We start from the raw sequence: 21,349 nt of genomic DNA, 5'->3' as shown, positions 1-21,349 counted from the left end.
CGAACCGTTGCGTCGCCTGGACCGTGAGGACAGCGTGACAACAACCAACAGTGCGGAAGTGGTCGAAGTCTTCGGACCCGTCGTGGAGTTCATGACTCCGCCCGACGAAGAGCAGTTCTGCGTCATGCGCGCGGTCATCCCGCCCGGGGTGGTGGTCCCGCTGCACAGCCACAACGACTTCGAGGATTTCTACATCCTGGCTGGTAGCCACCAGGTGCTTGTCGAGGGCCGCGGCGGGCTGGAATGGCGCGATGCCCAAACCGGAGATTACGTCCGGGTGCCGGGCGACGTCCCGCATGCGCACCGCAACGTCTCGCAGGAACCCGCCGTCGACCTGATCATCACGACGGCACGCATGGGCCGGTTCTTTCGCGAGGTCGGCCGGCCTGTGGGCTCGCCGCCACCGACCGCCCGAGAGGTCGCGCGCTTCGTCGAGGTTGCGGGCCGTTACGGCTACTGGCTGGCGACGCCGGACGAAAACGCCGCGGTCGGTATCACCGTGCCCGCGTTCTCGGGGTGACGGGTGCGAAACACGCGGCGTGGCTGCGCAAGCCGAAAATCGGTATAACGGGTCCGGGAGGTGGGTCACATGGCCGGTGCGGGTGAAATCGGGGTCGCCGTCGTCCAACCCGGGGAGGGTGAATACGTAGCCCTGCCCGGTTTCGGCGCGGTGTTCAAGCTGTCCGGCAAGAACAACGGGGGCGAGGTCTCCATCGTCGAGCACCCGTTCGAAGTCGGCCTGCTGACCGCGGCGCACCGGCACACCCGCGAGGACGAGCACTCGATCGTGTTGGCGGGCGAGATCGGCTTCCGCTCCGACGACAGCGAAGTGGTTCTCGGTCCAGGCGGCTACATCACCAAGCCACGCGGGCAGATGCATGCGATGTGGAACGCCGGCAGCGAGCCCGGCCGCATCATCGAGATCATCACCCCCGGCGGATTCGAAAATTACTTCCGCGAGCTCGGTGAGCTGCTCGTCGAGCACGCGAATGATCCGCTCGGCAAGGTTCTGCACAAGCTGCCCGAATTCGGTGAGCTGGCAGACAAATACGGGCTGACGTACGGCAATCCGGACTGGATGGACGACATCGCACGGCGCTACGGGCTCAACCCCCCGTCGCACTGAGCCCGGCTACCCGGCGGCCTCCCTGTCGAACTCGGAGGCGATGTCGCGGGCGACGCGCTTCAGCAGGGGAGTGACCTCGGTCGCGGATTTCAGCGTGACGCGCGCCGCGGGGCCCGAGATCGAGATCGCGGTCAACGACGGCGCGTCGGGCACGGGCACCGCGAAGCACCGCACGCCGACCTCCTGCTCGCCCTCGTCGACGGCGTAGCCGCGCGACCGGCACAGCTCGATGTCCCGGAGCAGCTCCTTGGGGGTCGTGTGGGAGTTCTCGGTCGCGGCGGGCATCCCGGTTCGCGCCACCAGGGCGCGCACCGCGTCGTTGGGCAGCTGCATGAGCAGCGCCTTGCCGACGCCGGTGCAATGCGGGTAGACCCGGCGGCCCACCTCGGTGAACATCCGCATCGAATGCGGCGAGGGCACCTGCGCGACGTAGACGGCCATGTCGTTGTCCATGAGCGCCATGTTCGCCGTCTCACCGGTGCGCTCCACCAGCTCGAGCAGGTGCGGCCGTGACCAGGTGCCGACGAGGTGCGCCGCGCTCTCGCCGAGCCGGATCAGCTTGGGCCCCAACGAATAATGCCGGTTGGGCAGCTGCCGCAGGTAACCCATGCCCAACAGGGTCCGCGCGAGCCGATGGATCGTCGGCGCCGGCAGGTCCGCCCGCGTCGCGAGATCGCCGAGCGCGCCCGTTCCGCCCATGGTCGCCAGGATCTCCAGCAGCTCGAACGCCCGCTCAACCGACTGAACGCCGCCCGTACGTGCAGCTTCGCGAGCCATCACCGCTTCCGATCCAGCCCCGAGGGCCCGTCATCCCGCCTGCGCTTTTTCGTATCACGAAATTGCGGTTGGCAGCAAGCGGGCCCCGGGTCAGTCGGACGGCAGCGTCGCGAGCTCGTCGTATTCGGTGATGTTGTCGATGTCGGTGCCCATCGCGATGTTGGTGACCCGCTCCAGGAACACCTCGACGACGACGGGGACCTTGTGTTCGCGCGCCAGTTGTTGCGCCCGGCTCAGCGCCGGGCCGATGTCGGACGGCTCGGTGACCTGAATCGCCTTGCAGCCCAACCCTTCCACGACGCTGCGGTGGTCGACGCCGTATCCCTTGGGCAGGTCGGTGTCGCCGGTTTCCTGAGCGTTGATGTTGTCGAACGCCAGCGAGACGCAGTAGTCCATGTCGAAGTTCAGCTGGGCCTGGCGGATCAGCCCCAGGTAGGAATTGTTCACCACCACATGGACATAGGGCAGGTTGAATTGCGCGCCGACGGCGAGTTCCTCGATCAGGAATTGGAAGTCGTAGTCGCCCGACAAACCCACGACGGTTGCGGTCGGGTCGGCGGCGACCACGCCCAGCGCGGCGGGCACGGTCCATCCGAGCGGTCCGGCCTGGCCGCAGTTGATCCAGTGCCGGGGCTTGAACACCTTGAGGAACTGGCCGCCGGCGATCTGCGAGAGCCCGATCGCCGTGACGTAGCGGACGTCGCGGCCGAAGGCGCGGTTCATCTCCTCGTAGACGCGCTGCGGCTTGATCGGCACGTCGTCGAAGTGGGTCTTGCGGTGCAGGGTTTCCTTACGGTGCCGGCAGGCGCCGACCCAGTCGCTCCAGTCCGGCAGCGTGCCGGCGGCGGCCCGCGCCGTCGCGAGAGCAACCAGCAGTTCGAGTGCCGCCCTGGCGTCGGAGACGATGCCGAGGTCGGGCGGAAACACGCGGCCGATCTGGGTGGGCTCGATGTCGATGTGCACGAATCGACGGCCACGCCGGTAGGTGTCCAGCCCGCCGGTGTGGCGGTTGGCCCAGCGGTTTCCGATGCCGAGCACGAAATCGGACTCGAGCATGCTCGCGTTGCCGTAGCGATGCGCGGTCTGCAGCCCGACCATGCCGGCCGCCAGCGGATGGTCGTCGGGGATCGCGCCCCAGCCCATCAGCGTGGGCACCACGGGGACGTTGAGCAGCTCGGCCAGCTCGACCAGCAGGTCGCACGCGTCGGCGTTGATGATGCCCCCGCCCGCGACGATGAGCGGGCGTCGCGCCGTCTGCAACATGTCGAGCGCCTTGTTGATCTGCGCGGCGCCGGCGCAGGGTTTGTAGACGGGCAGCGGGGCGTAAGTCGTTGGGTCGAAGTCGATCTCGGCGAGCTGCACATCGATGGGCAAGTCGATCAGCACCGGCCCGGGCCGGCCCGATCGCATCAGGTGAAACGCCTGGGCGAACGCGCCGGGCACCTGCCCGGGCTCCAGCACCGTCATGGCCATCTTGGTCACCGGTGCCGCGATCGCCGCGATGTCGACGGCTTGGAAGTCCTCCTTGTGCAGCTTGTTCACCGGCGCCTGCCCGGTGATCGCCAGGATCGGGATCGAATCCGCGCTGGCCGAATACAACCCGGTGATCATGTCGGTTCCCGCCGGGCCGGAGGTGCCGACGCAGACGCCGATGTTGCCGGGCGCGGCGCGGGTGTACCCCTCGGCCATGTGGCTGGCGGCCTCGACGTGCCGGGCCAGCACGTGCCTGATCCCGCCGTGGGCGCGCATCGCGGAATAGAACGGGTTTATCGCCGCGCCGGGCAGGCCGAAAGCCTGTGTGGCGCCCTCGATCTCGAGAATCCTGACGGCCGCGTCGACCGTGCGCATCCGCGTCATCGGGCTAGCTTTCCCCGCGTCCCGACAACCGCTCGACGCCCAGCAGCAGGCCCGAGTGATCGAGGCCGCCGTCGCCGTTGGCGAGCGCGGACGCCATCAGCTGCGCGACCACCGCGCCGAGCGGGATGACGACGTCGGCCTCGCGGGCCGCGCTGGTCACGATGCCCATGTCCTTGTGGTGCAGTTCGATCCGGAAGCCCGGCTCGAAGTTGCGGGCCAACATCTTCGCGGCCTTCTGGTCCAGCACCGCCGAGCCGGCCAGCCCGCCGCCCAGCACCTTGACCGCCGCTTCCAGGTCGACGCCGTAGGCCCGCAGAAACGTGATCGCCTCGGCGAGGAGTTCGATGTTGCCCGCGACGATCAGTTGGTTGGCGGCCTTGACGGTCTGGCCCGCCCCGTTGGGGCCGACGTGCACGATCGTCTTGCCGACGACTTCCAGGATCGGTTTGGCGGAGTCGAAGTCACGGTCGATGGCCCCGACCATGATCGACAGCGACGCGTTCCTGGCGCCGGCCTCCCCGCCGGAGACCGGCGCGTCGATCATGCGCAGGCCCCGCCGCCTCGCCTCCTCGGCCAGCTCCTTGCTGACGTCTGGGCGGATCGAGGAGAAGTCGATGACCAGGGTTTCGGGCTGGGCGTGCGCGAAAACGCCGCCCTCCGAGGACAACACGTCGTGCACGTCGGGGGAGTCGGGGACCATCACGGCCACTACGTCGGCGTCTTTGACCGCCTCTCCGATCGACTCCGCCGCGGCCCCGCCGGCTTCGACCAGCGCGCCGGTGCGCCCCGGCGAACGGTTATAGCCGATGACCGTGTGGCCGGCCCGGGCCAGGTGGCATGCCATGGGGCTGCCCATGATGCCCAACCCGATGAAAGCGATGGTGCTCATTGGTTCCTCGTTCCCGCATGTGCCGCAAGGGATTCGATGTTGAGGCCGCCGCGGCCCCGCTCGGCCGTCGGCAGCCAGTCGAAGGTGTCGGGCCGACTGGGCTTGTATTCCAGGCCGATATACCCGTCATACCCGCGATCGAGCAGTATTCCGACGTATTTGTCGAGCGCGATCTCGCCGGTCCCCGGTTCGCCGCGGCCGGGCGCGTCCGCGATCTGGATGTGGCCGACCCGGTCGGCATGCGCATGCAGTGCGGCGGCCAGATCGTCGCCGTTGACGTAGAGGTGGTAGAGATCCGCGAGCACGCGCAGGTTTTCGTACCCCGACCGGCTCCGCACGCGCTCAACGACCCGGACCGCGTCCGCCAGGGTCCTGAGGGGGTAGCGGGGCGCGCCGCTGACCGGCTCGATCAGCACCGTCGCGCCGATGCGTTGGGCGGCCTGAGCCGCGTACGCGAGATTCTCGGCCGCGATGTCGTCTTGGACCGCCGCCGAAAAGCCCTCGACGCGGTTTCCGTACAGCGCGTTGAAGGCTCGCGTGCCCAGCGTCTTGGCGATGTCGACGGCGACGTCCACGCTGTCCCGGAACGCGGTCACCGACGCGGGGTCGGACAGGATGCCCCGGTCGCCGGCGGGCATGTCACCGGCGGCGAAGTTCAGCCCGCTCAGCTGAACCCCGGCCTCGCGGATGGCGCGGACGAACGGTTCGACGTCCCCGTCCGGCGGTGCCGCCTCGGCGAACGGCCACCAGAATTCCACCGCATCGAAGCCCGCCCGCCGGGCGGCCTCCGGCCGCTTGAGCAGGGGCACATCGGTGAACAGGATCGAACAGTTCACCGTGTAGGTCGCTGGCGACACGACAATTCCCTCCGATAGTGGTTCCGCAGTACGAAATAGATAAATCGAACTACGGAATCAGTGAAGGCCTTCCGCGGGTGGGTTGTCAACCGCTGGGGAGCCGTTTTCTGCGCGACGGCCGGTCAGCCGCGGTGCAGTTGGTGACAGGACTTACTGACAACCCGCGTTTCCTTTGACAGTCAAACGTGAGCCATGCCACGGTGGCATTCACGAAATAACAATTCCGACATACGAAATGGAACGCGTTAATGACGGCACTGGACGAACGCGGCGGGGGCCTGCTCACCAGCATCCCGAACGTGGCTGTGCTCACCGACCCGGACGTGATCGAGAGCTATCGACAGGACCGGGCCAAAGATCCCGACGCCGGGCACCCGTTGGCCGTGGTGCGCGCCAAGAGCACCGAGGACGTTGTGGCGGTGATGCGCTGGGCCACCGCGGCCGGCGTTCCGGTGGTGCCGCGCGGTGCGGGTTCCGGTTTGTCGGGCGGCGCCACGGCGCTCGACGGCGGCATCGTGCTGACCACCGAGCTGATGCGCTCCATCGACGTCGACCCGGTGACGCGCACCGCGGTGGTGCAGCCGGGGCTCACCAACGCCGAGGTCAAGCGGGCGGTGGCTGAGCACGGGTTGTGGTATCCCCCGGACCCGTCGTCCTTCGAATTCTGTTCCATCGGCGGTAACGCCGCGACCAACGCGGGCGGCCTGTGCTGCGTGAAGTACGGCGTCACAACCGATTACATTCTCGGGCTCGAAGTGGTCCTCGCCGACGGAACCGTCGTGCGCCTCGGCGGGCCGCGCCTCAAGGACTCGGCCGGCCTGTCGTTGACCAAGCTGTTCGTGGGAAGCGAGGGCACGCTCGGCGTCATCACCGAGCTGACGCTGCGGCTGCTGCCCCCGCAGCCGCCGGCCAGCACCGTGGTGGCCTCGTTCTCGTCGGTACGCGACGCCACGGAGGCGGTCTGCAACATCACCCGCGTCATGCGGCCCGCGATGCTCGAGTTCATGGACCACACCACGATCGCCGCGGTCGAAAGCCATTTCAGGATGGGCCTGGATCTCGGCGCCCGCGCGATGCTCATCGCCCAGTCCGATTCACCCGGCGACCGCGAGAGCGAAATGGCCTTCATCGCACAGGTATTCACGCACGCCAATGCGACGGACGTCTTCGCCACCGACAACCCGGACGAGGGCGAGGCATTCACCGCCGCGCGGCGGTTCGCCATCCCGGCCGTCGAGCGCCTCGGCGACCTGCTGCTCGAGGACGTCGGCGTGCCACTGCCGGCGCTACCCGCGCTGGTCGAAGGCATCGAGGCCATCGCCAAGGAGCGCGACATCGTCTGCGCGGTGATCGCGCACGCCGGCGACGGCAACACCCACCCGCTGATCGTGCACGACGCGAGCGATCCCGACCAGTCGCGCCGCGCGCACCTCGCGTTCGGCGAAATCATGCACCTCGCACTCGAACTCGGCGGCACCATCACCGGCGAGCACGGGGTGGGGCGGCTCAAAAAGGCCTGGCTGCCGGATCAGGTGGGCCCCGACGTGATGGAACTGACCCGCCGCATCAAGCGGGCCCTCGACCCGCAGAACATCCTCAACCCCGGGGCGGTGCTCTAGATGTTTCAACCCGACTTCACCCCCGTCGCGCATTCCCTCGGCTGGAGCGCCGCCGTCGCCGCGCTGCCGTTGGTCATCATGTTCGTCCTGCTCGGCGGCCTTCGGGTGCGTGCGCCCATCGCCGCGGCCGTCGGCGTCGGAACCGCGGCCCTGATCGCGTGGGGCGTCTATCACATGCCCGTCGCGCAGGTCGCCGACTCGGCCGTGCTCGGGTTCGCCTACGGCATGTTTCCCATTATGTGGTTGGTGCTCAACGCGATCTGGATCTACAACCTGACCGTCCAGACCGGCCATCGCGACGTGCTGTGCAGGTCCATGGCGTCGATCTCCCCGGACCACCGGATCCAGGCCGTCATCGTCGCGTTCTGCTTCGGCGCGCTGATCGAGGGCCTGGCCGGCTTCGGCACCCCGGTGGCTATCACGTCGCTGATGCTGGTCGCCCTGCGCTTCTCGCCGTTGAAGGCCGCCTCGGTGGCGCTGGTGGCCAACACCGCGCCGGTGGCGTTCGCCTCGTTGGGAATCCCGATTGTCGCGCTGTCGGGGGTCACCGGTCTGCCGCTGGACACGCTCGGCGCCATGGTCGGTCGGCAAACGCCGATCCTGGCCTGCATCGTGCCGTTCATCCTGATATTCATGGTCGACGGTCGCAACGGCCTCAAACATGCTTGGCCGGCGGCCGCGATGGGCGGCGGCGTCTACGCGATCGTCCAATTCCTTTGCTCCAACTTCTTTTCCGTGGAGCTCACCGACATCGCCGGATCGATCATCAGCGCCGGCTCCATCGTGTTGTTGCTGCGGGTGTGGCGTCCGAAGGCTGCACTGACCGGCGCGCCGGAAGAGGCGGCGGTAACACACGACACGGAAAGCGCAACAGCGGCATTGGGCCGCTTGGATGGCGCCGTGCTGACCGCTCCCGCCGCGAGCGGGGTGCGCGACGAGGTGGTCGACTCCCGCAAGGACGTCCTGCTGGCCTACGCGCCGTACGTGATGGTTACCGCGATCTTCTCGCTGTCGATGTGGAAGCCGTTCACCGCCCTGCTCAAGCAAGGCGGCACCAGCATCGCCTGGCCCGGCCTGCACGTCGCCAACGCCGCGCACAAGGCCTCCCCGCTGACCACCTACAAGCTCGACTTCCTTTCCGCCGCCGGCACATTGCTTTTCGTCAGCGGACTGCTCACCATGCTCGTGCTACGGACTTCGGTGGGCCAGGCGGTGCGAGCGTACGCGCAGGCCGCAATCCAATTGCGCAGCGCCGCACTCACCGTCGGGCTGGTGCTGGCGCTCGCATACCTGTTGAACCTGTCCGGCGAGACCACCACGCTGGGCCTGTGGATCGCCGGCGCCGGCGGCCTGCTCGGGATCGTCGCCCCGATCATCGGCTGGCTTGGGGTCACCGTCACCGGATCGGACACCTCCTCCAACTCGCTCTTCGGGGTTCTGCAGGTCAGCGCCGCGCATGCGGCCGGACTGAGCCCGACGCTGCTGGCGGCGGCCAACTCATCGGGCGGCGTGATCGGGAAGATGCTTTCGCCGCAGAGCCTGGTCATCGCGACCGCCGCGGTGCAGATGAAGGGCAAAGAGGGGGACCTGTTCCGCACGGTGTTCAAGTGGAGCCTCTTGTTGCTGGCGCTGATGTGTGTGCTGGTGTACCTGCAAAGCACCCCGTGGCTCGGCTGGATGGTCGTTTGATGGGCGGCCACATCGTCCTGGCGCCCGACAAATTCAAGGGATCGTTGCGCGCGGAGGAAGCCGCGCGGGCGATGGCGCAGGGCGTGTGGCGAGCCGATCCGCATGCGACCACCATCACCTGCCCCGTCGCCGACGGCGGCGAGGGCACCCTCGACGCCGTGCTGGCCGCCGGATTCCAGCGCATGCACGCATACGTCACGGGACCAACCGGCGCCGGGGTGCACACCGCCTACGCCCGGACCGGCACGCGGGCGGTCATCGAGATGGCCGACGTCTGCGGCCTGCAGCGACTCCCGTCCGGGACGCCCGCGCCGATGACGGCCACCACCTACGGGTTGGGCAGCGTGATCGCCCTCGCGCTGGACGAAGGCTGCCGCGACATCGTCATCACCGTCGGGGGCAGCGCCAGCACCGACGGCGGCGCCGGCATGCTGGTCGGGTTGGGCGCGAAAATCTTTGACCACCATGGCAATCCGATCCCGCCCGGCGGCCGCGGCCTGGCGCAGGCCGATCGGCTCGACCTGAGCGGGTTGCATCCGGCCATCGGCGAGAGCGCCTTCACGCTGGCCGCCGATGTGGACAGCCCGCTGTGCGGACCGCACGGCGCGGCGATCGTCTACGGACCCCAGAAGGGCGCCCACGGCGACCAGATTGCAGCGCTCGAGCGCGGTCTTTCCCGCTGGGCCGACCTCGTCGACCGCGCGACCGGCACCGACTGCCGCAATCGGCCCGGGGCCGGCGCCGCGGGCGGCGTCGGTTTTGCGGCGCTGTCGGTGCTGGGCGCGCGCATGCGGCCCGGCATCGACATGATCCTTGAACTTATCGGGCTGGACCGAAACCTGGTGGGCGCCAGAGTGGTAGTGACGGGGGAGGGGTCCCTGGACGTCCAGTCGCTGCGTGGCAAGGCGCCCGTCGGGGTATCTCGATGCGCCCACCGGCGCGGCGTGCCGACGTTCGCCATCGCGGGGGTTTCGACCCTGACCAGTGCCCAGGCCCGCGCGGCGGGCTTCGCCGCCGTCCGCACCCTCAACGAGTTCGAGCCGGATCTGCGGCGCTGCGCCACGCACGCCGCAAGCTTGCTCAGCCAGGCCACCGAAGCGCTTATCCGGGAATGCACGCCGCGCCGGGGAGGAAACCATGACTGAGTCCTACTACGACGAACGCACGGTGCTGCACTGGTACGACTTCGCGTGCCCGTTCTCCTATGTCGGGCAGCACCGGACCGCCATCCTCGCCGAGGCCGGATTCGACGTCGTCCTGCTGCCATTCCAGGCGCACCCCGGCATGCCGCCCGGCGGGCTGCCGATGCGGCACGGCCACGGCCCGAGGTACGCGACCATCGAGCGGCAGGCCCGGGCGGTACGGATGCCATTGCGCTGGCCCTCGCGGATACCCCACAGTCGCCGGGCTTTGGCGGCTGCCGAGTGGGCGCGGCTCAACCAGCCCGAGGCTTTTGCCGAACTGCACCGCCTGCTATTCGACGCGCAGTTCGTTTTCGGGGAGGACATCGACGACCAGGCCGTCATCGACCGGCACGCCTCGGCGGCGGGAGTCGATGTCGGCCGCCTGCGCGCCGCCCTGGCCGACGGCAGCGCGGTGGCCGCCGTCGGGCAGGCCGAGTGGGTCGCGCGGCACCGCGGCGTCGACGGCACACCGGCCTGGCTGGTGGGCGGGCGTTTGATGATCGGCCTGCAGCCGGTGCGCGACTTCGTGCATTGCGGCAACCTGCCCGTCCGCGTGCATCGCTGAGAATGGCCTGGTCAGCCCGCGATTTGGCCGCCGCGACGCACGTTCGGTAACCTGTCATTTACCGACGCGGGGTGGAGCAGCTCGGTAGCTCGCTGGGCTCATAACCCAGAGGTCGCAGGTTCGAATCCTGTCCCCGCTACCAGGTAAAACGGCCCTCGGAGATCTCTCCGGGGGCCGTTTTCATACCCTTTGGGAACACGTTTGGGAACATTCGCAAAGCTAACGATTTGGTTGGGAACGTAACCCCAACACCGTCAGAGTCCAGACGGCGAGCGCTATCCGCGTGCGCTGGTGGTCGGCGGTGACTGAGGTGGGCCGGTTCTAGCTGCCTGAACTTATTTGGGACGTTTGCTCTACATAATCCCTTAGTTCGCGGAGGGTAACGACGTCGTACTTCGTCGCGAACTGGGCCGTCAGCAGATCGGCGTCGATGACGATGAGCGGTTTTATCGAGGTGTTCGTCGAGTTGATTCCAAAGGCAGTGAAGACTGCGTCCCTATTGTCGACAACCCATTCGTATCTGCCACGTAATCTCTCGACCGCACTATGCGGCCCCTCAAGTAGATCTGACAACTCGTTTTGAAGTTCGCTTGGCGTGCGAGCGGTGATGAACGATTTGGCCTCTATGATGTACAACGTCTGTGAGGGTTCATGGAACGCGACGACGTCAATATCACCGATATCAGCACCCCGAATATTGCGGAGATCGTGCTCGCCGATTCTCTGGACACGACGCTCGACTGGTTCGCAATAGTGCTTGAGGTCAGCCGCGACCTTACGCTCGAAGTCCTCGCCCTTCTTTACTCGTGCGCGACCAAGCGCTTCCCTCATGGCGGTTGTCTTTGCTTTCAGCCGGCCAGATAGATACTGGCCATGCATCTCGTATGAAGTTCGAATCACGTTGCGGTGTCCGAACATTGCAATGTCGGCGCCGTCCATGTTCCAGAGAATCAGCGGTCTTCTCAAATACGAACGAGCTCGATTGAAGCGCCAAGGCCTAACGTCGGCACCGAGGCTCCAAAAGTCATCCACTCGGCGTAGCGAAAGCTCCTCAATCAAGGCGTCAATTAGTTCTAGTGGCCATTGAAATTTTTCAACCATGCCCTCGCGGATCTTCGCAACATCAAGGATGCCTACATCGTCTTGGTCAAGCTCATGGGACAAGTTCACGAGTTCACTCGTAAAAAGCGCAATCTGTGTGAAGCTAAAGCCAAATTCCTCGATCGCCAATCGTTCTGCAAGCTCGAAATCCTCCTTGTCGTTGTCATCTTCAGAGGTAGCTTGCGTTGATTGCAGTGCCTCGTCGATCGTTGCGTCTGCCGTTGTACTCATTAGGCCCTGAAGTGCTTGAGTGTATCGATCAGATTCGCGAACGATTCCTAGACGGCCAGAAGGCAGGATCGACAACGATGCGTGCGAAAGCCCAACGTGGATTGCGTCTGAGAGAAAGCCCTTATTAACCACTTCCGACGCCAATGCCATCAGAAGGTCGTAACCCTCATCAGTGATGTTCTCGGTGTCGCTGGGCTGGATCGCGGAAGCCAGCTCGATCAGAAATCGGGAACACACCGATGCTGTGTTCGTCTCGATGAGATGCTGGCCAAGCCGTTGTACCTCATCAGGCCCGTGTCCAAAGCAGGCTAGCCTCGACGAGTAGCGCGTTCGCTCGACGTACTCCTCGTGTATGAGTGCTTCGTTCTGGATGATCAGCTTTCTGAGAAGATTCAGTTTCTCGTATTGAGCTAGATGCGTCTGTAGCGCATCTCCGAAGAACGGGACAACTTCCTTGTTGAGCACGGAGTTCCGATCGGAGTCGGAAATATCGCCCACCTGCCGGCCATGATCTTGTCGCAAGCTCAGCCCTAGATAATCCAGCAATTCAGCGATGACGGCAGACTGCACTTTGCGCGCCTGGGGCAGCTTGCCGGGCCAAGCAATCAAGTCGACGTTCGCGTCCACGATATGGACCATCCGCCTGTCTCCGGGGGGAGCTACCGCATCGACAATCTCGTCGATTGCGTGCTCGAGTGAATCGCCGTTGAACCGGCTGGAGAGGAGTGACCGCGCGAACTCCGCCACCAGTTCGCGATCGAGTTGGTTATTCGGGGCGTCAGCTTGGGGTTTGTGAGGAGCGCGAAGCTCAAACGCAAGATCTATTTGATCGATCGGCTCTGTGCGACGGAACCAGTCGACATTGCCTTCCTCGACATCTCCGACGTAAGTGATAAGCACCATCACGTCTCCGTCAATCTCATCGAAGAGCCTGGGATCGTGGTGGTTAAGCACTTCGGCCCAATAACATACGGCCTCTGGGAAAGCGTGTAGTCGGCTTGCATCCTCCGAGTCTGCCCCCGGCGACTCGACCCCAAAGGACCGCCGTGGTGGCAGCATTGCCGCGGGTACGGCAGATAGCGGACCGGTGTGGAACGTGGGTTCGACCGAAGGAGCGTCACGAAGGTGCAAACCATGCGGTCGCTAGTCGCGAACAGGGTGGGCGAGCCGTCCGAGGTTCTGCAGCTGAAGACCCGCCCGATCCCGCAGCCGGGCCCTGGCCAGGTCCGGATCCGGGTCGCCGCGGCGCCTGTCGAAGCCAGCGATTTGCATACCATTCGCGGCCGTTACGGCTTCACCCCGGAGTTCCCCGCCGTGCCCGGGATCGAATCCGTTGGCGTGATCGACGAAATCGGTAGCGGCACAGACGGTCTGGCCGTTGGACAACGAGTCGCGACGATTGGGATCACGGGCACATGGCAGGAGTACATCCTCGCCGACGCCGAGCGGGTATTGCCGGTCCCTGCCGGGATGACCGATTCGACGGCTGCCCAACTTCTCAGCAATCCGCTCACCGCCGTGATCTTGACCGGTCAGCTGCTCGACGTTCGGCCAGGCGAATGGCTGCTGCAGACAGCGGCCGGTTCGACAGTGGGCCAATTGGTCATCCAACTGGGAGCCCACATCGGCTTCAAGACCCTCAATGTGGTGCGCCGTCGATCCGCGGTCGAGGACATCCTCGCGCTGGGAGGTACCGCGGTGATCTGCACCGAGGATGAAGACCTACGTGAGCGGGTCGCCGACATAGTCGGCCCCGACGGCGTGTCCAAGGCGATCGACTGCGTCAGCGGTCAGGTCGGTGCAGACGTGTCACGGGCGCTGGCACCCCACGGCGAACTGATCGTCTACGGTGCGCTGTCCACACACCGCCAAACCGATCCCAACAAACTCACCATCCCGATCTTTGCGCGCTCACTGATCTACGAAACCAAGACGGTTCGGGGGTTCTGGCTCTTCCGCTGGCTCACCGAGACCCCCAAGGATCAGATCGTCGCGACGATCAACCGCACACTTCAGCTCGCCGAGAGCGGCGCCCTGCGCGTGCCACAGGGCCAGCCGATTCCCATCGAAAAGTTCAGCGAAGCCGTCTCTTTGGCGGAAGCACCCGAACACGGAGGCAAGCCGCTGCTGACGTTCGACCCGTAGCCCAATCTCTGGCCGGTTATGACACCGCGAGCGCCTTGAGCGCTTTCGCCGAATCGCTGCCCGGCTCGGGATGGTAAAAGAACACCTGCGTGTCGGAGTCCGGGAGGCTCAGCCTGGTGCGGCGAAGGTAGAGATCGCCCACGACCGGATGCCGCAGGTGGAGGATGCCGGTGCGATATCCCACATCTGCGCGCGCCCACAGTTCGCGGAATCGGTCGCTGGTCGTCAAGAGCTCGTCGATCAAGGCATGTAAGCGAGGATCATTCAGATCACCCGCCGCTGATTCGCGTAGCCCACTGACCGCGACTTCAGTTGCCTCGTCCCAGTCGACGAAGAAGTCGCGCGCAGCCGGCGCCAACAGTCGCCACCTCAGGAAGTTCTCGCCGGGGACGAAGCCAGGCGACAGAGCGCGGGCAATTGCGTTGGCGGCCAACACATCCTGATATCGATTCGCAACGATCGCCGGAAGTGAGATCTGGTCGATCAGCTGATCCAGACCCTCGGCCTCCACGTCAGCAACAGTCCGAGGGCGATGTGTGGCCCGCAAGCCGGCCAGCCCATGAAGATGCTCTGTTGCCTTGACATCGAGTCGCAGAGCCCGGGCGAGCGCTTCGAGCACTTGCGACGACGGATGCTCGTCACGGCCTTGTTCGAGCCGTAGGTAGTAGTCGACGCTGATCCCGGCGAGCATCGCCAACTCCTCGCGACGCAGTCCAGGGACGCGCCTGCGAGGTCCGGAATTCAACCCGACGTCTTCGGGCCGGAGTTGTTCGCGGCGCGCACGCAGAAAGTCACCCAGCGCGCTGGCCGTCGCCGACATTGCCCGATCTTAAGCCTGTCCCTCGCGGTACCAGGATCGATAGGGCGTGCCCGCCGCGGTTCACGAAGGAATTCGCGTCGTCGGCAATGCGCTTCCCGTGAACGAAAGGCAACCGTTCAAGCAAGGAGGACACCATGTCCACGCTTCACTTCCACCGGTCGACAACCGCCACTCCTGAGCAGTTCATTGCCGGGCTCACCGACTTCGGACCAGGTCGTTCCGAACTCTTTCCGAACAGCGCTGATAGCGACCTCGTCGTGCACCACAAGAGCGCAGGCGCAGCCGATGTCACCGAAGGCTCGGGTGGCGTCTGGGAACGCCTGCACTATGACTGGTCCGATCCCAACCGCGTCACGCTGACGACCACCGACTCGAACACCTGGGGCGGCGCATCGGGTTACGTCTACACGCTGACGCCAAAGCTCGACGGCACCACGGATGTGGACGTTGTCATTGTCCGCGAGGGCATCAACCTTAAGGGCCGCCTCCTGGCCGTTGTGCTCGGAACGATCGGTAAGGGCGTGTTGAGGAAGGCGTTCGTCCACAGCGTCAACGCGATCGAGGCGCGCGCCGACGCCGAAGTTCAGCGGTAGCGGCTGTCAAAACTAACCAAAGGCACTTTGATTTCGAAGGAGTTGCAATGACCTCCCTGATCCAAACCAGAACACTCAGCGTCGACGGACTTGAAATTCGCTATGCCGAGGGTGGAAGTGGCGCGCTTGAAGCAATGCTGCTCAGCCCGTGGCCGGAAAGCCTCTATGCGTTCGAATCGGCATGGCCGCAGCTGACCCAGGTCGCACATGTGATCGCTGTCGACTTGCCCGGATTCGGCCGTTCGGAGCGACGTGAAGAGCTGATGAATCCGAAAGCCATGGGCGAGTTCATCGTTCGCATCGCCGATGCCCTTGGTCTGGCGAAGCCGCACGTGGTGGCACCCGACGTCGGCACAGCAGCAACATTGTTCGCGGCATCCGCACATCCGGACCGGTTTACGAGCCTGGTAGTCGGGACCGGTGGCGCGGCAGTGCCAATCACGGTGGGCAACCCACTCAAGGAATGGGTCGAGGCCACGCACCTGGAACCGTACCGTCAGATCGGCGGCGAGAAGATCGTCGAGATCGCGTTGAGCACCATCACCGGCTTCACGCCGTCGGCTGAGGCCCACGATGACTACGTCGCCTCTTATGCAGGGAGCAAGTTCGCCGAATCCATCGTCTACGTCCAGTCCTACCCGCAACAGCTCCCGGTGCTCGGTGAGCTGCTGACCGGCGTGAAGACCCCGGTTCGCATTGTTCAGGGCAGCGAGGACGAGGTGGTGCCAGCAGTGAACGCCACATACCTCGGCGAGCGGTTGCCGAACAGCAGCGTCGATTTCATTCCCGGTGCTGGCCATTTCTGCTGGGAAGAACGCCCCGGCGATTACGCTGCGTTGGTTACCGACTGGTGGGCCAGCACAGCCTCCGAGCTTGTCGAGAGGGTTTGAGAATGTCGACCTATCGCGCGTTCCAAGTAACCGGGCAGCGGCAGTTCGAGCTCGTAGAGCGTGAACTTCGTCAGCCGGAACCGGGTCACGTTCGGTTTCGCACACAGAGCTGCGGCGTGTGCCACAGCGACATCCTCGCTGTCGAGGGTCGACGACCCGATCCCAGCCAACCCGTGGTACCCGGACATGAAGTGGTCGGCGTCATCGATGCGATCGGAGAGGGTGTCACCAGGTGGTCGGTCGGCGACCGCGTCGGCGTGGGATTTCTGGGTGGGCATTGCGGCGTATGCACGTGGTGTCGCCGCGGAGACTTCGTTAATTGCGAAAACCAGCCGCTGTTTGGGACCGGCGTGGACGGCGGTTACGCCGAGGTGGCCTACGCGCGTGCCACCGGGCTGGCTCGGGTGCCCGACACTCTGCGGTCAATTGATGCATCGCCGCTGCTGTGTGCCGGCCTGACCACCTACAACGCTCTTCGCAACCTCAGTGCCGAGCCCGATGCTTTGGTGGCGATCCAGGGCATCGGCGGCCTGGGGCATCTCGGGCTGCAGTACGCCAACAAACTGGGCTACCGCGTCGCGGCCATCGCGCGCGGCACTGATAAAGCGGAGTTGGCCAAAAAGCTTGGCGCACACCATTACATCGACAGCGCGGCAAGCGATCCCGCCGAGATGCTCCAACAACTTGGCGGAGCCGTGGCGATCGTGGCTACCGCCGCCAGCGGAGCATCCATGTCACCTTTGGTGGCGGGCTTGGCTCCGCGAGGGCAGCTGATTGTGGTGGGTGGAGCCGATGACCCGATCGAGGTCAGTACCACTGACCTCATCTTCGGCGGCCGCTCGATCATCGGTAGCCTTACAGGTTCGGCGATCGATAACGAGGCCAGCCTGCAGTTCAGCGCCAATCACGGAATCACACCGATGAATGAGGTGTTCTCATTCGAAGACGCCCCTGCGGCCTACGATCGAATGATGTCGGGACAGGCGAGGTTCCGCGTCGTACTCGATATGCAGTAGTGCTACTCGCGTGGGGGCCATATCCAGACTCACGGGCCCAACCGCGCACCCGCCGAACACCCAGAACTGTTCTCCTTAACTGGCTTAGCCGATCCGCTTATCGGCTGTGGCCGCAGCGAGATTTGGGAACAGATTTGGGAACAAAACTCTGCGAAACCACCCAAAACCGGTGCGACTCCGCGCAACAACGTGAACGGACAATTGGTATTGACCTGCAGTTATGGGATGGTTCGAACACTGAAGAACGCCAGCCGCCTAGCTCATAACCCAGAGGTCGCAGGTTCGAATCCTGTCCCCGCTACCAGGTGAAATGGCTCCCGGAAGGCTTTCCGGGAGCCATTTTTCATGTCTCAGGACATCGGAATAGGCCTGAACCTGCTTTTGGTTCGGGCCTTTTTCCGTGTGCGCTGGTGAGGAGCCGAGCTGCGCGGCGGGACTACTTCGGACCGGTCTTGCGGCTCGTCCTCCGAGCTTGCTACATCGACCTGCGCGCCGATGAGACGCGCTCGTCGCCGTCTGCGCGGGCCGCGCCTGCGGCGAGGTGCTTGAGTAGCTCGGCCTGGATGAGCCGGCGCCCGGGCGCGAGTCGATACGAGAGCCCGTTCAGCAGGATCAGCGTGCGCCCGACGAGCGCGAAGTCCTCCGGGATCTTGCGCAGGCTCGTCTCGCCCAGGATCTCGAAGAAGCCGGCCTCGGTGTCGCTGTCGCCGATCGTCATCAGCATCAGCGTGCGCAGGTTGTCGGGTTTCATCGAGGCGACGTCGAAGCCGAGCTGCTCGGCCGCGGCGAGCGCGGAACGCGAGTCGCCGATCATGGAACAGACCATCATCGTCGCGATGAGCCGCGCGAATCCGGGTGGCAGTTCCTTGGCCAAGCCGAAGTCGAGGAGGCCGATCCGGCCGTCGGGCAGGACCAGCAGGTTCCCGGGGTGCGGATCGCCGTGGAAGAAGCCCTGCTCAAAGATCATCGTGCCGTAGAGCGCGCCGATCTTGCGCGCGATCTCCGCCAGCTTGTGGCCCGCCGCGACCAGCTCTTTCGTGCGCGCGACCTGAATGCCCTCCAGGTACTCGAGCACGATCACGTTGTCGCCGCACAGCTCCGGATGCACGCGCGGGACGACCACGAAGGGGACGTCAGCGAGGTTCTTCGCGAGCCGCTCGGTCGAGCGTGCCTCGCGCCGGAAGTCGAGCTCGAACTCGATGAAACGCGTCGTCTCGGTGACGAGCGCTCGCAGGTCGATGCGCCGCTGCAGGAGCATGACGATTCCGACGACGCGGCGCAGCATGCCTAGGTCGAGCGGGATGATCCTCGGGATCTCGGGATAACGGATCTTCAGGACGACCTGGCTGCCGTCGCGCAGCGTCGCGCGGTGCACCTGCGCCAACGAAGCGGCGGCGAGGGCCCGGCGGTCGATCGTCGCGAAGACCTCGTCGAGCGGGCGGCCGAGGTCGCGCTCGACGAGCGGCCGCAGCGTCTCGAAGGGGCGCGGTGGCACTGCGTCGTGGAACTGGCTCAGTTCCTCGATGAAGGGCGCTGGCAAGAAGTCGGCCCGCGCGCCCTGGATCTGGGCGGCCTTCGTGAAGGCGCCGGCGAGCGAGAGCGCGACGCGCTTGATCTCGCGGGCCGCCGCGCGGTGCGCGCGCTGCCAGTCGGCGTCGTTCGTAGGCCACAGGGCGGTGCGATCGCGCGCCAGGAGCAGCAGGTACCGGGGTAGGACGCGCACGACCGCGAGCACCACGCGCAGGACTCGGACGAAGCGCAAGTGTCGGATCACGAAGCAGCAGCGCGCCTTTGCTATCGAGGTAAAGATGCAGGGTGCGCTTCGCTTGAGGCGATCGTGGGCACGGTGTTATTGTTGCCGGTCAGTCGGTCATTCTCAACGTTGCGCTCGCCCAGAGGATCCCGCCATGAGGTCTCGTGCCCGGCAGCGCTCCGCGCCCTCTCCCGATCGGTCGTCACCGCATCCTTCTTCTGACGGCTCCGGCGACTTCGACCTGTTCCTGCCGCTGCGCAGCGCCGGCTCGCTCGAGAACCCCTACCCGATCTACTCCGTGATCCGCACCGTGCGGCCCGTGCTCGAGGTGCCGGTCCCGAACTACGCCGGACCCGGCGCGTGGATGCTCACGCGCTACCGCGACGTCCACTCGGCGTTGCGCGACCCGCGCTTCTCGGTCGAGCGCATGCGCGCGCCGCTCATGCGCGACAACCTCGACCGCATGCCGGAGTTCCTGCGCCAGAACGCGACCGGCATGCGCTCGATGCTGACCATGGACGCGCCCGACCACACACGCGTCCGCACGCTCGTCAACAAGGCCTTCACACCCAAGCACATCGCCGCGCTGCGCGATCACATCGAGGCGATCGTCGGAAAGCTCGTCGACGAAGCGCACGACAAGGGCACCTTCGACCTGATCCACGACCTCGCCGAGCCGCTCCCGGCGATCGTCATCGCCGAGCTGCTCGGCGTCCCGGTCGAGGACCACCGCCAGTTCCGCCAGTGGTCCAGCGCGATGATCAACGGCTTCGGGTCGCCAAGCGCGGAGGCGCGCGCAACCGGCGCCGAGGCGGCGCGCCAGATCTTCGACTACCTCGCCGACATCATCGCCGCCCGCCGCCGCGCCCCGCGCGAGGACCTGATCAGCGCGATGATCGCGGCCCAGGAGGAGCGCGACGCGCTCACCGACGCCGAGCTGCTCGCGACCAGTAACCTGCTGCTGCTTGCCGGCCACGAGACGACGACGAACCTGATCGGCAACGGCACGCTCGCCTTATTGCGCGAGCCCGATCAGTGGAACCGGCTCTGCAACGAACGCGCGCTGCTCCCGACTGCGATCGAAGAGCTGCTCCGCTACGACGGGCCCGTGCAGGCGACGGTGCGCGTCGCGCTCGAAGACGTCGCGATCGACGACCAGGTGATCCCGGAGGGAGCGCTCGTGCTGGTGAGCATTGGCTCGGCGAACCACGACCCCGACGTGTTCGACGACCCCGACCAGCTTCACCTCACGCGCAACCCGAACCCGCACCTCGCGTTCGGGTTCGGCACGCACTTCTGCCTCGGTGCGCCGCTTGCGCGGCTCGAGGCGCAGCTCGCGTTTGACATGCTGACAAAGCGGTTCCCGAGGCTCTCGCTCGTGGAGGACCTGCCCGTGTACCGGGCGAATCCGGTACTGCGCGGGCTCACGAGCCTAGGCGTGGCGGCGTAACCACGACGCCGCCTGCCTCAAGACCGCTCGGCTCGGCACAGCGCGATGCGCTGCGGCAGGCGTTTGGCGGTGACGAGAAGCATTGGACGCTATGGCCGCTCACACCAAGAAACAGATCCGCGGCTTCTGGCGCGACCCGGCCCGACTAATGACCACAACGACCCGCGGCCGCCCGGCAAGCCAACCTCACTTTGGCCACCGTCGCCACGCATTTCGCCGTCCCAATAATCACCATCTGACTGCTCGACCGAGGACAGCGAGGCAACGATATCCTCGCCAACAACTACCGCCGGTGGCTCACCGCCGCTTGACGGCTCAACACGAATAGGAGCATCAACTAGGTGCGGATTGAGGGAGTCGAACAGAGACGCCGCGAGACGGTAAGCCTGGTCAGATGGCTTCGAGACCATTGCACTACAACGGAATTCAGCCCACGTCCGACTGGGGTCGAGCGGTCGCAGTTCAGTCCTATCAGCGCGACCGCGTGTGATGTCTCAACGCATCGGAATAGTGGACGACCCGTCGTCAAGATCCTGAAGGACGCCGGCGTAGCGGCGCGGCCGCAGGGACAAAAGTACGAATGCTTCCTACTCGTCCCGTACCGGCTTTGATTTGTCGGTTTGAGTGAGACACCGATCTCGGTGGCTCCGCTGCGGATCGAATCCTCCGACGGACCTATATGTAGACGTGGCCTGATCTCGTTCGACTAGAACCGTTCCAGGGCTACCATGTGATGTCTCGGGACATCGTTGACAGGAGTCCCGATACATGGTTTACCCCTGGCCGG

At 65.5% G+C, this 21,349-nt stretch carries 18 protein-coding genes and 1 tRNA gene; 12 read left to right on the top strand and 7 right to left on the bottom strand.

What is annotated here, in order from left to right; all coding sequences use genetic code 11:
- The first annotated feature begins 34 nt into the window (after nt 1-34).
- The gene (locus AWB92_RS28860) at nt 35-520 is read left to right on the top strand and encodes a cupin domain-containing protein (RefSeq protein WP_241523635.1); all 486 of its coding nucleotides are present in this window, start codon (nt 35-37) and stop codon (nt 518-520) included.
- A 69-nt stretch (nt 521-589) separates the two neighbouring features.
- Nucleotides 590-1,126, top strand: coding sequence for a cupin domain-containing protein (locus AWB92_RS28855; RefSeq protein WP_085191801.1), 537 nt, complete (start codon nt 590-592; stop codon nt 1,124-1,126).
- Between the two features lie 6 nt (nt 1,127-1,132).
- Here AWB92_RS28855 and AWB92_RS28850 read toward each other — a convergent pair whose 3' ends face one another.
- The 4 genes from AWB92_RS28850 to AWB92_RS28835 all read right to left on the bottom strand — a co-directional run bounded on the left by AWB92_RS28850 (nt 1,133) and on the right by AWB92_RS28835 (nt 5,506).
- Complete coding sequence (locus AWB92_RS28850; RefSeq protein ID WP_085191799.1) at nt 1,133-1,903, bottom strand: IclR family transcriptional regulator; 771 nt, start codon at nt 1,901-1,903, stop codon at nt 1,133-1,135.
- 90 nt (nt 1,904-1,993) lie between these two features.
- On the bottom strand, nt 1,994-3,760 hold the full coding sequence (gene gcl / locus AWB92_RS28845; RefSeq protein ID WP_085191797.1) for a glyoxylate carboligase: 1,767 nt from the start codon (nt 3,758-3,760) through the stop codon (nt 1,994-1,996).
- A 4-nt stretch (nt 3,761-3,764) separates the two neighbouring features.
- Nucleotides 3,765-4,649 carry a 2-hydroxy-3-oxopropionate reductase gene (locus tag AWB92_RS28840; protein ID WP_085191795.1) on the bottom strand — a complete coding sequence of 295 codons (885 nt, stop codon included), beginning with the start codon at nt 4,647-4,649 and terminating at the stop codon, nt 3,765-3,767.
- A complete protein-coding gene (locus tag AWB92_RS28835) occupies nt 4,646-5,506 on the bottom strand; it encodes a TIM barrel protein (protein WP_142282366.1) in 861 nt (286 codons plus the stop codon). Before AWB92_RS28835 ends, AWB92_RS28840 begins: the two co-directional genes overlap by 4 nt.
- 248 nt (nt 5,507-5,754) lie before the next feature.
- On the opposite strand from AWB92_RS28835, the gene AWB92_RS28830 reads away from it, so the two are divergent.
- The 5 genes from AWB92_RS28830 (at nt 5,755) to AWB92_RS28810 (ending at nt 10,705) form a co-directional block, all read left to right on the top strand.
- Nucleotides 5,755-7,125 (top strand): FAD-linked oxidase C-terminal domain-containing protein, encoded by a 1,371-nt coding sequence (locus tag AWB92_RS28830; protein WP_085191793.1) that lies wholly within the window; start codon nt 5,755-5,757, stop codon nt 7,123-7,125.
- Entirely contained in the window at nt 7,126-8,814 is a 1,689-nt protein-coding gene (locus AWB92_RS28825) for an L-lactate permease (RefSeq protein ID WP_085191791.1), read from the top strand.
- Nucleotides 8,814-9,959, top strand: a complete 1,146-nt coding sequence (locus AWB92_RS28820; protein ID WP_085191789.1) for a glycerate kinase — start codon at nt 8,814-8,816, stop codon at nt 9,957-9,959. The genes AWB92_RS28825 and AWB92_RS28820 overlap by 1 nt, the downstream gene beginning before the upstream one ends.
- Nucleotides 9,952-10,563 carry a DsbA family protein gene (locus tag AWB92_RS28815; protein WP_085191787.1) on the top strand — a complete coding sequence of 204 codons (612 nt, stop codon included), beginning with the start codon at nt 9,952-9,954 and terminating at the stop codon, nt 10,561-10,563. Before AWB92_RS28820 ends, AWB92_RS28815 begins: the two co-directional genes overlap by 8 nt.
- A 65-nt stretch (nt 10,564-10,628) precedes the next feature.
- Nucleotides 10,629-10,705, top strand: a tRNA-Met gene (locus tag AWB92_RS28810).
- 179 nt (nt 10,706-10,884) lie between these two features.
- Here the strand turns inward: AWB92_RS28810 and AWB92_RS28805 are convergent.
- Nucleotides 10,885-12,798 carry a hypothetical protein gene (locus AWB92_RS28805; RefSeq protein WP_142282365.1) on the bottom strand — a complete coding sequence of 638 codons (1,914 nt, stop codon included), beginning with the start codon at nt 12,796-12,798 and terminating at the stop codon, nt 10,885-10,887.
- 231 nt (nt 12,799-13,029) lie between these two features.
- On the opposite strand from AWB92_RS28805, the gene AWB92_RS28795 reads away from it, so the two are divergent.
- Complete coding sequence (locus AWB92_RS28795) at nt 13,030-14,040, top strand: zinc-dependent alcohol dehydrogenase family protein (RefSeq protein ID WP_173817513.1); 1,011 nt, start codon at nt 13,030-13,032, stop codon at nt 14,038-14,040.
- A 16-nt stretch (nt 14,041-14,056) separates the two neighbouring features.
- On the opposite strand, the gene AWB92_RS28790 is transcribed toward AWB92_RS28795, so the two are convergent.
- On the bottom strand, nt 14,057-14,860 hold the full coding sequence (locus AWB92_RS28790) for a helix-turn-helix transcriptional regulator (protein WP_085191779.1): 804 nt from the start codon (nt 14,858-14,860) through the stop codon (nt 14,057-14,059).
- A gap of 134 nt (nt 14,861-14,994) precedes the next feature.
- Here AWB92_RS28790 and AWB92_RS28785 point away from each other — a divergent pair, with 134 nt between their 5' ends.
- The 3 genes from AWB92_RS28785 to AWB92_RS28775 are packed head-to-tail and all read left to right on the top strand — an operon-like array spanning nt 14,995 to nt 17,359.
- Nucleotides 14,995-15,453 (top strand): hypothetical protein, encoded by a 459-nt coding sequence (locus tag AWB92_RS28785; RefSeq protein WP_085191777.1) that lies wholly within the window; start codon nt 14,995-14,997, stop codon nt 15,451-15,453.
- A 47-nt stretch (nt 15,454-15,500) separates the two neighbouring features.
- The gene (locus AWB92_RS28780) at nt 15,501-16,343 is read left to right on the top strand and encodes an alpha/beta hydrolase (protein WP_085191775.1); all 843 of its coding nucleotides are present in this window, start codon (nt 15,501-15,503) and stop codon (nt 16,341-16,343) included.
- 2 nt (nt 16,344-16,345) lie between these two features.
- Nucleotides 16,346-17,359, top strand: a complete 1,014-nt coding sequence (locus tag AWB92_RS28775) for an alcohol dehydrogenase catalytic domain-containing protein (RefSeq protein ID WP_085191773.1) — start codon at nt 16,346-16,348, stop codon at nt 17,357-17,359.
- A 475-nt stretch (nt 17,360-17,834) separates the two neighbouring features.
- On the opposite strand, the gene AWB92_RS28770 is transcribed toward AWB92_RS28775, so the two are convergent.
- The gene (locus AWB92_RS28770) at nt 17,835-19,097 is read right to left on the bottom strand and encodes an AarF/ABC1/UbiB kinase family protein (RefSeq protein WP_085191770.1); all 1,263 of its coding nucleotides are present in this window, start codon (nt 19,095-19,097) and stop codon (nt 17,835-17,837) included.
- A gap of 313 nt (nt 19,098-19,410) precedes the next feature.
- Here AWB92_RS28770 and AWB92_RS28765 point away from each other — a divergent pair, with 313 nt between their 5' ends.
- Nucleotides 19,411-20,562 (top strand): cytochrome P450, encoded by a 1,152-nt coding sequence (locus AWB92_RS28765; RefSeq protein WP_158090423.1) that lies wholly within the window; start codon nt 19,411-19,413, stop codon nt 20,560-20,562.
- The last annotated feature ends 787 nt before the right edge of the window (nt 20,563-21,349 follow it).

It is taken from the genome of Mycobacterium sp. IEC1808 (assembly GCF_002101935.1).
Classification (GTDB): domain Bacteria; phylum Actinomycetota; class Actinomycetes; order Mycobacteriales; family Mycobacteriaceae; genus Mycobacterium.
Note: the sequence above shows the minus strand (reverse complement) of the source record. Positions and strands in the feature narration are given on the sequence as shown.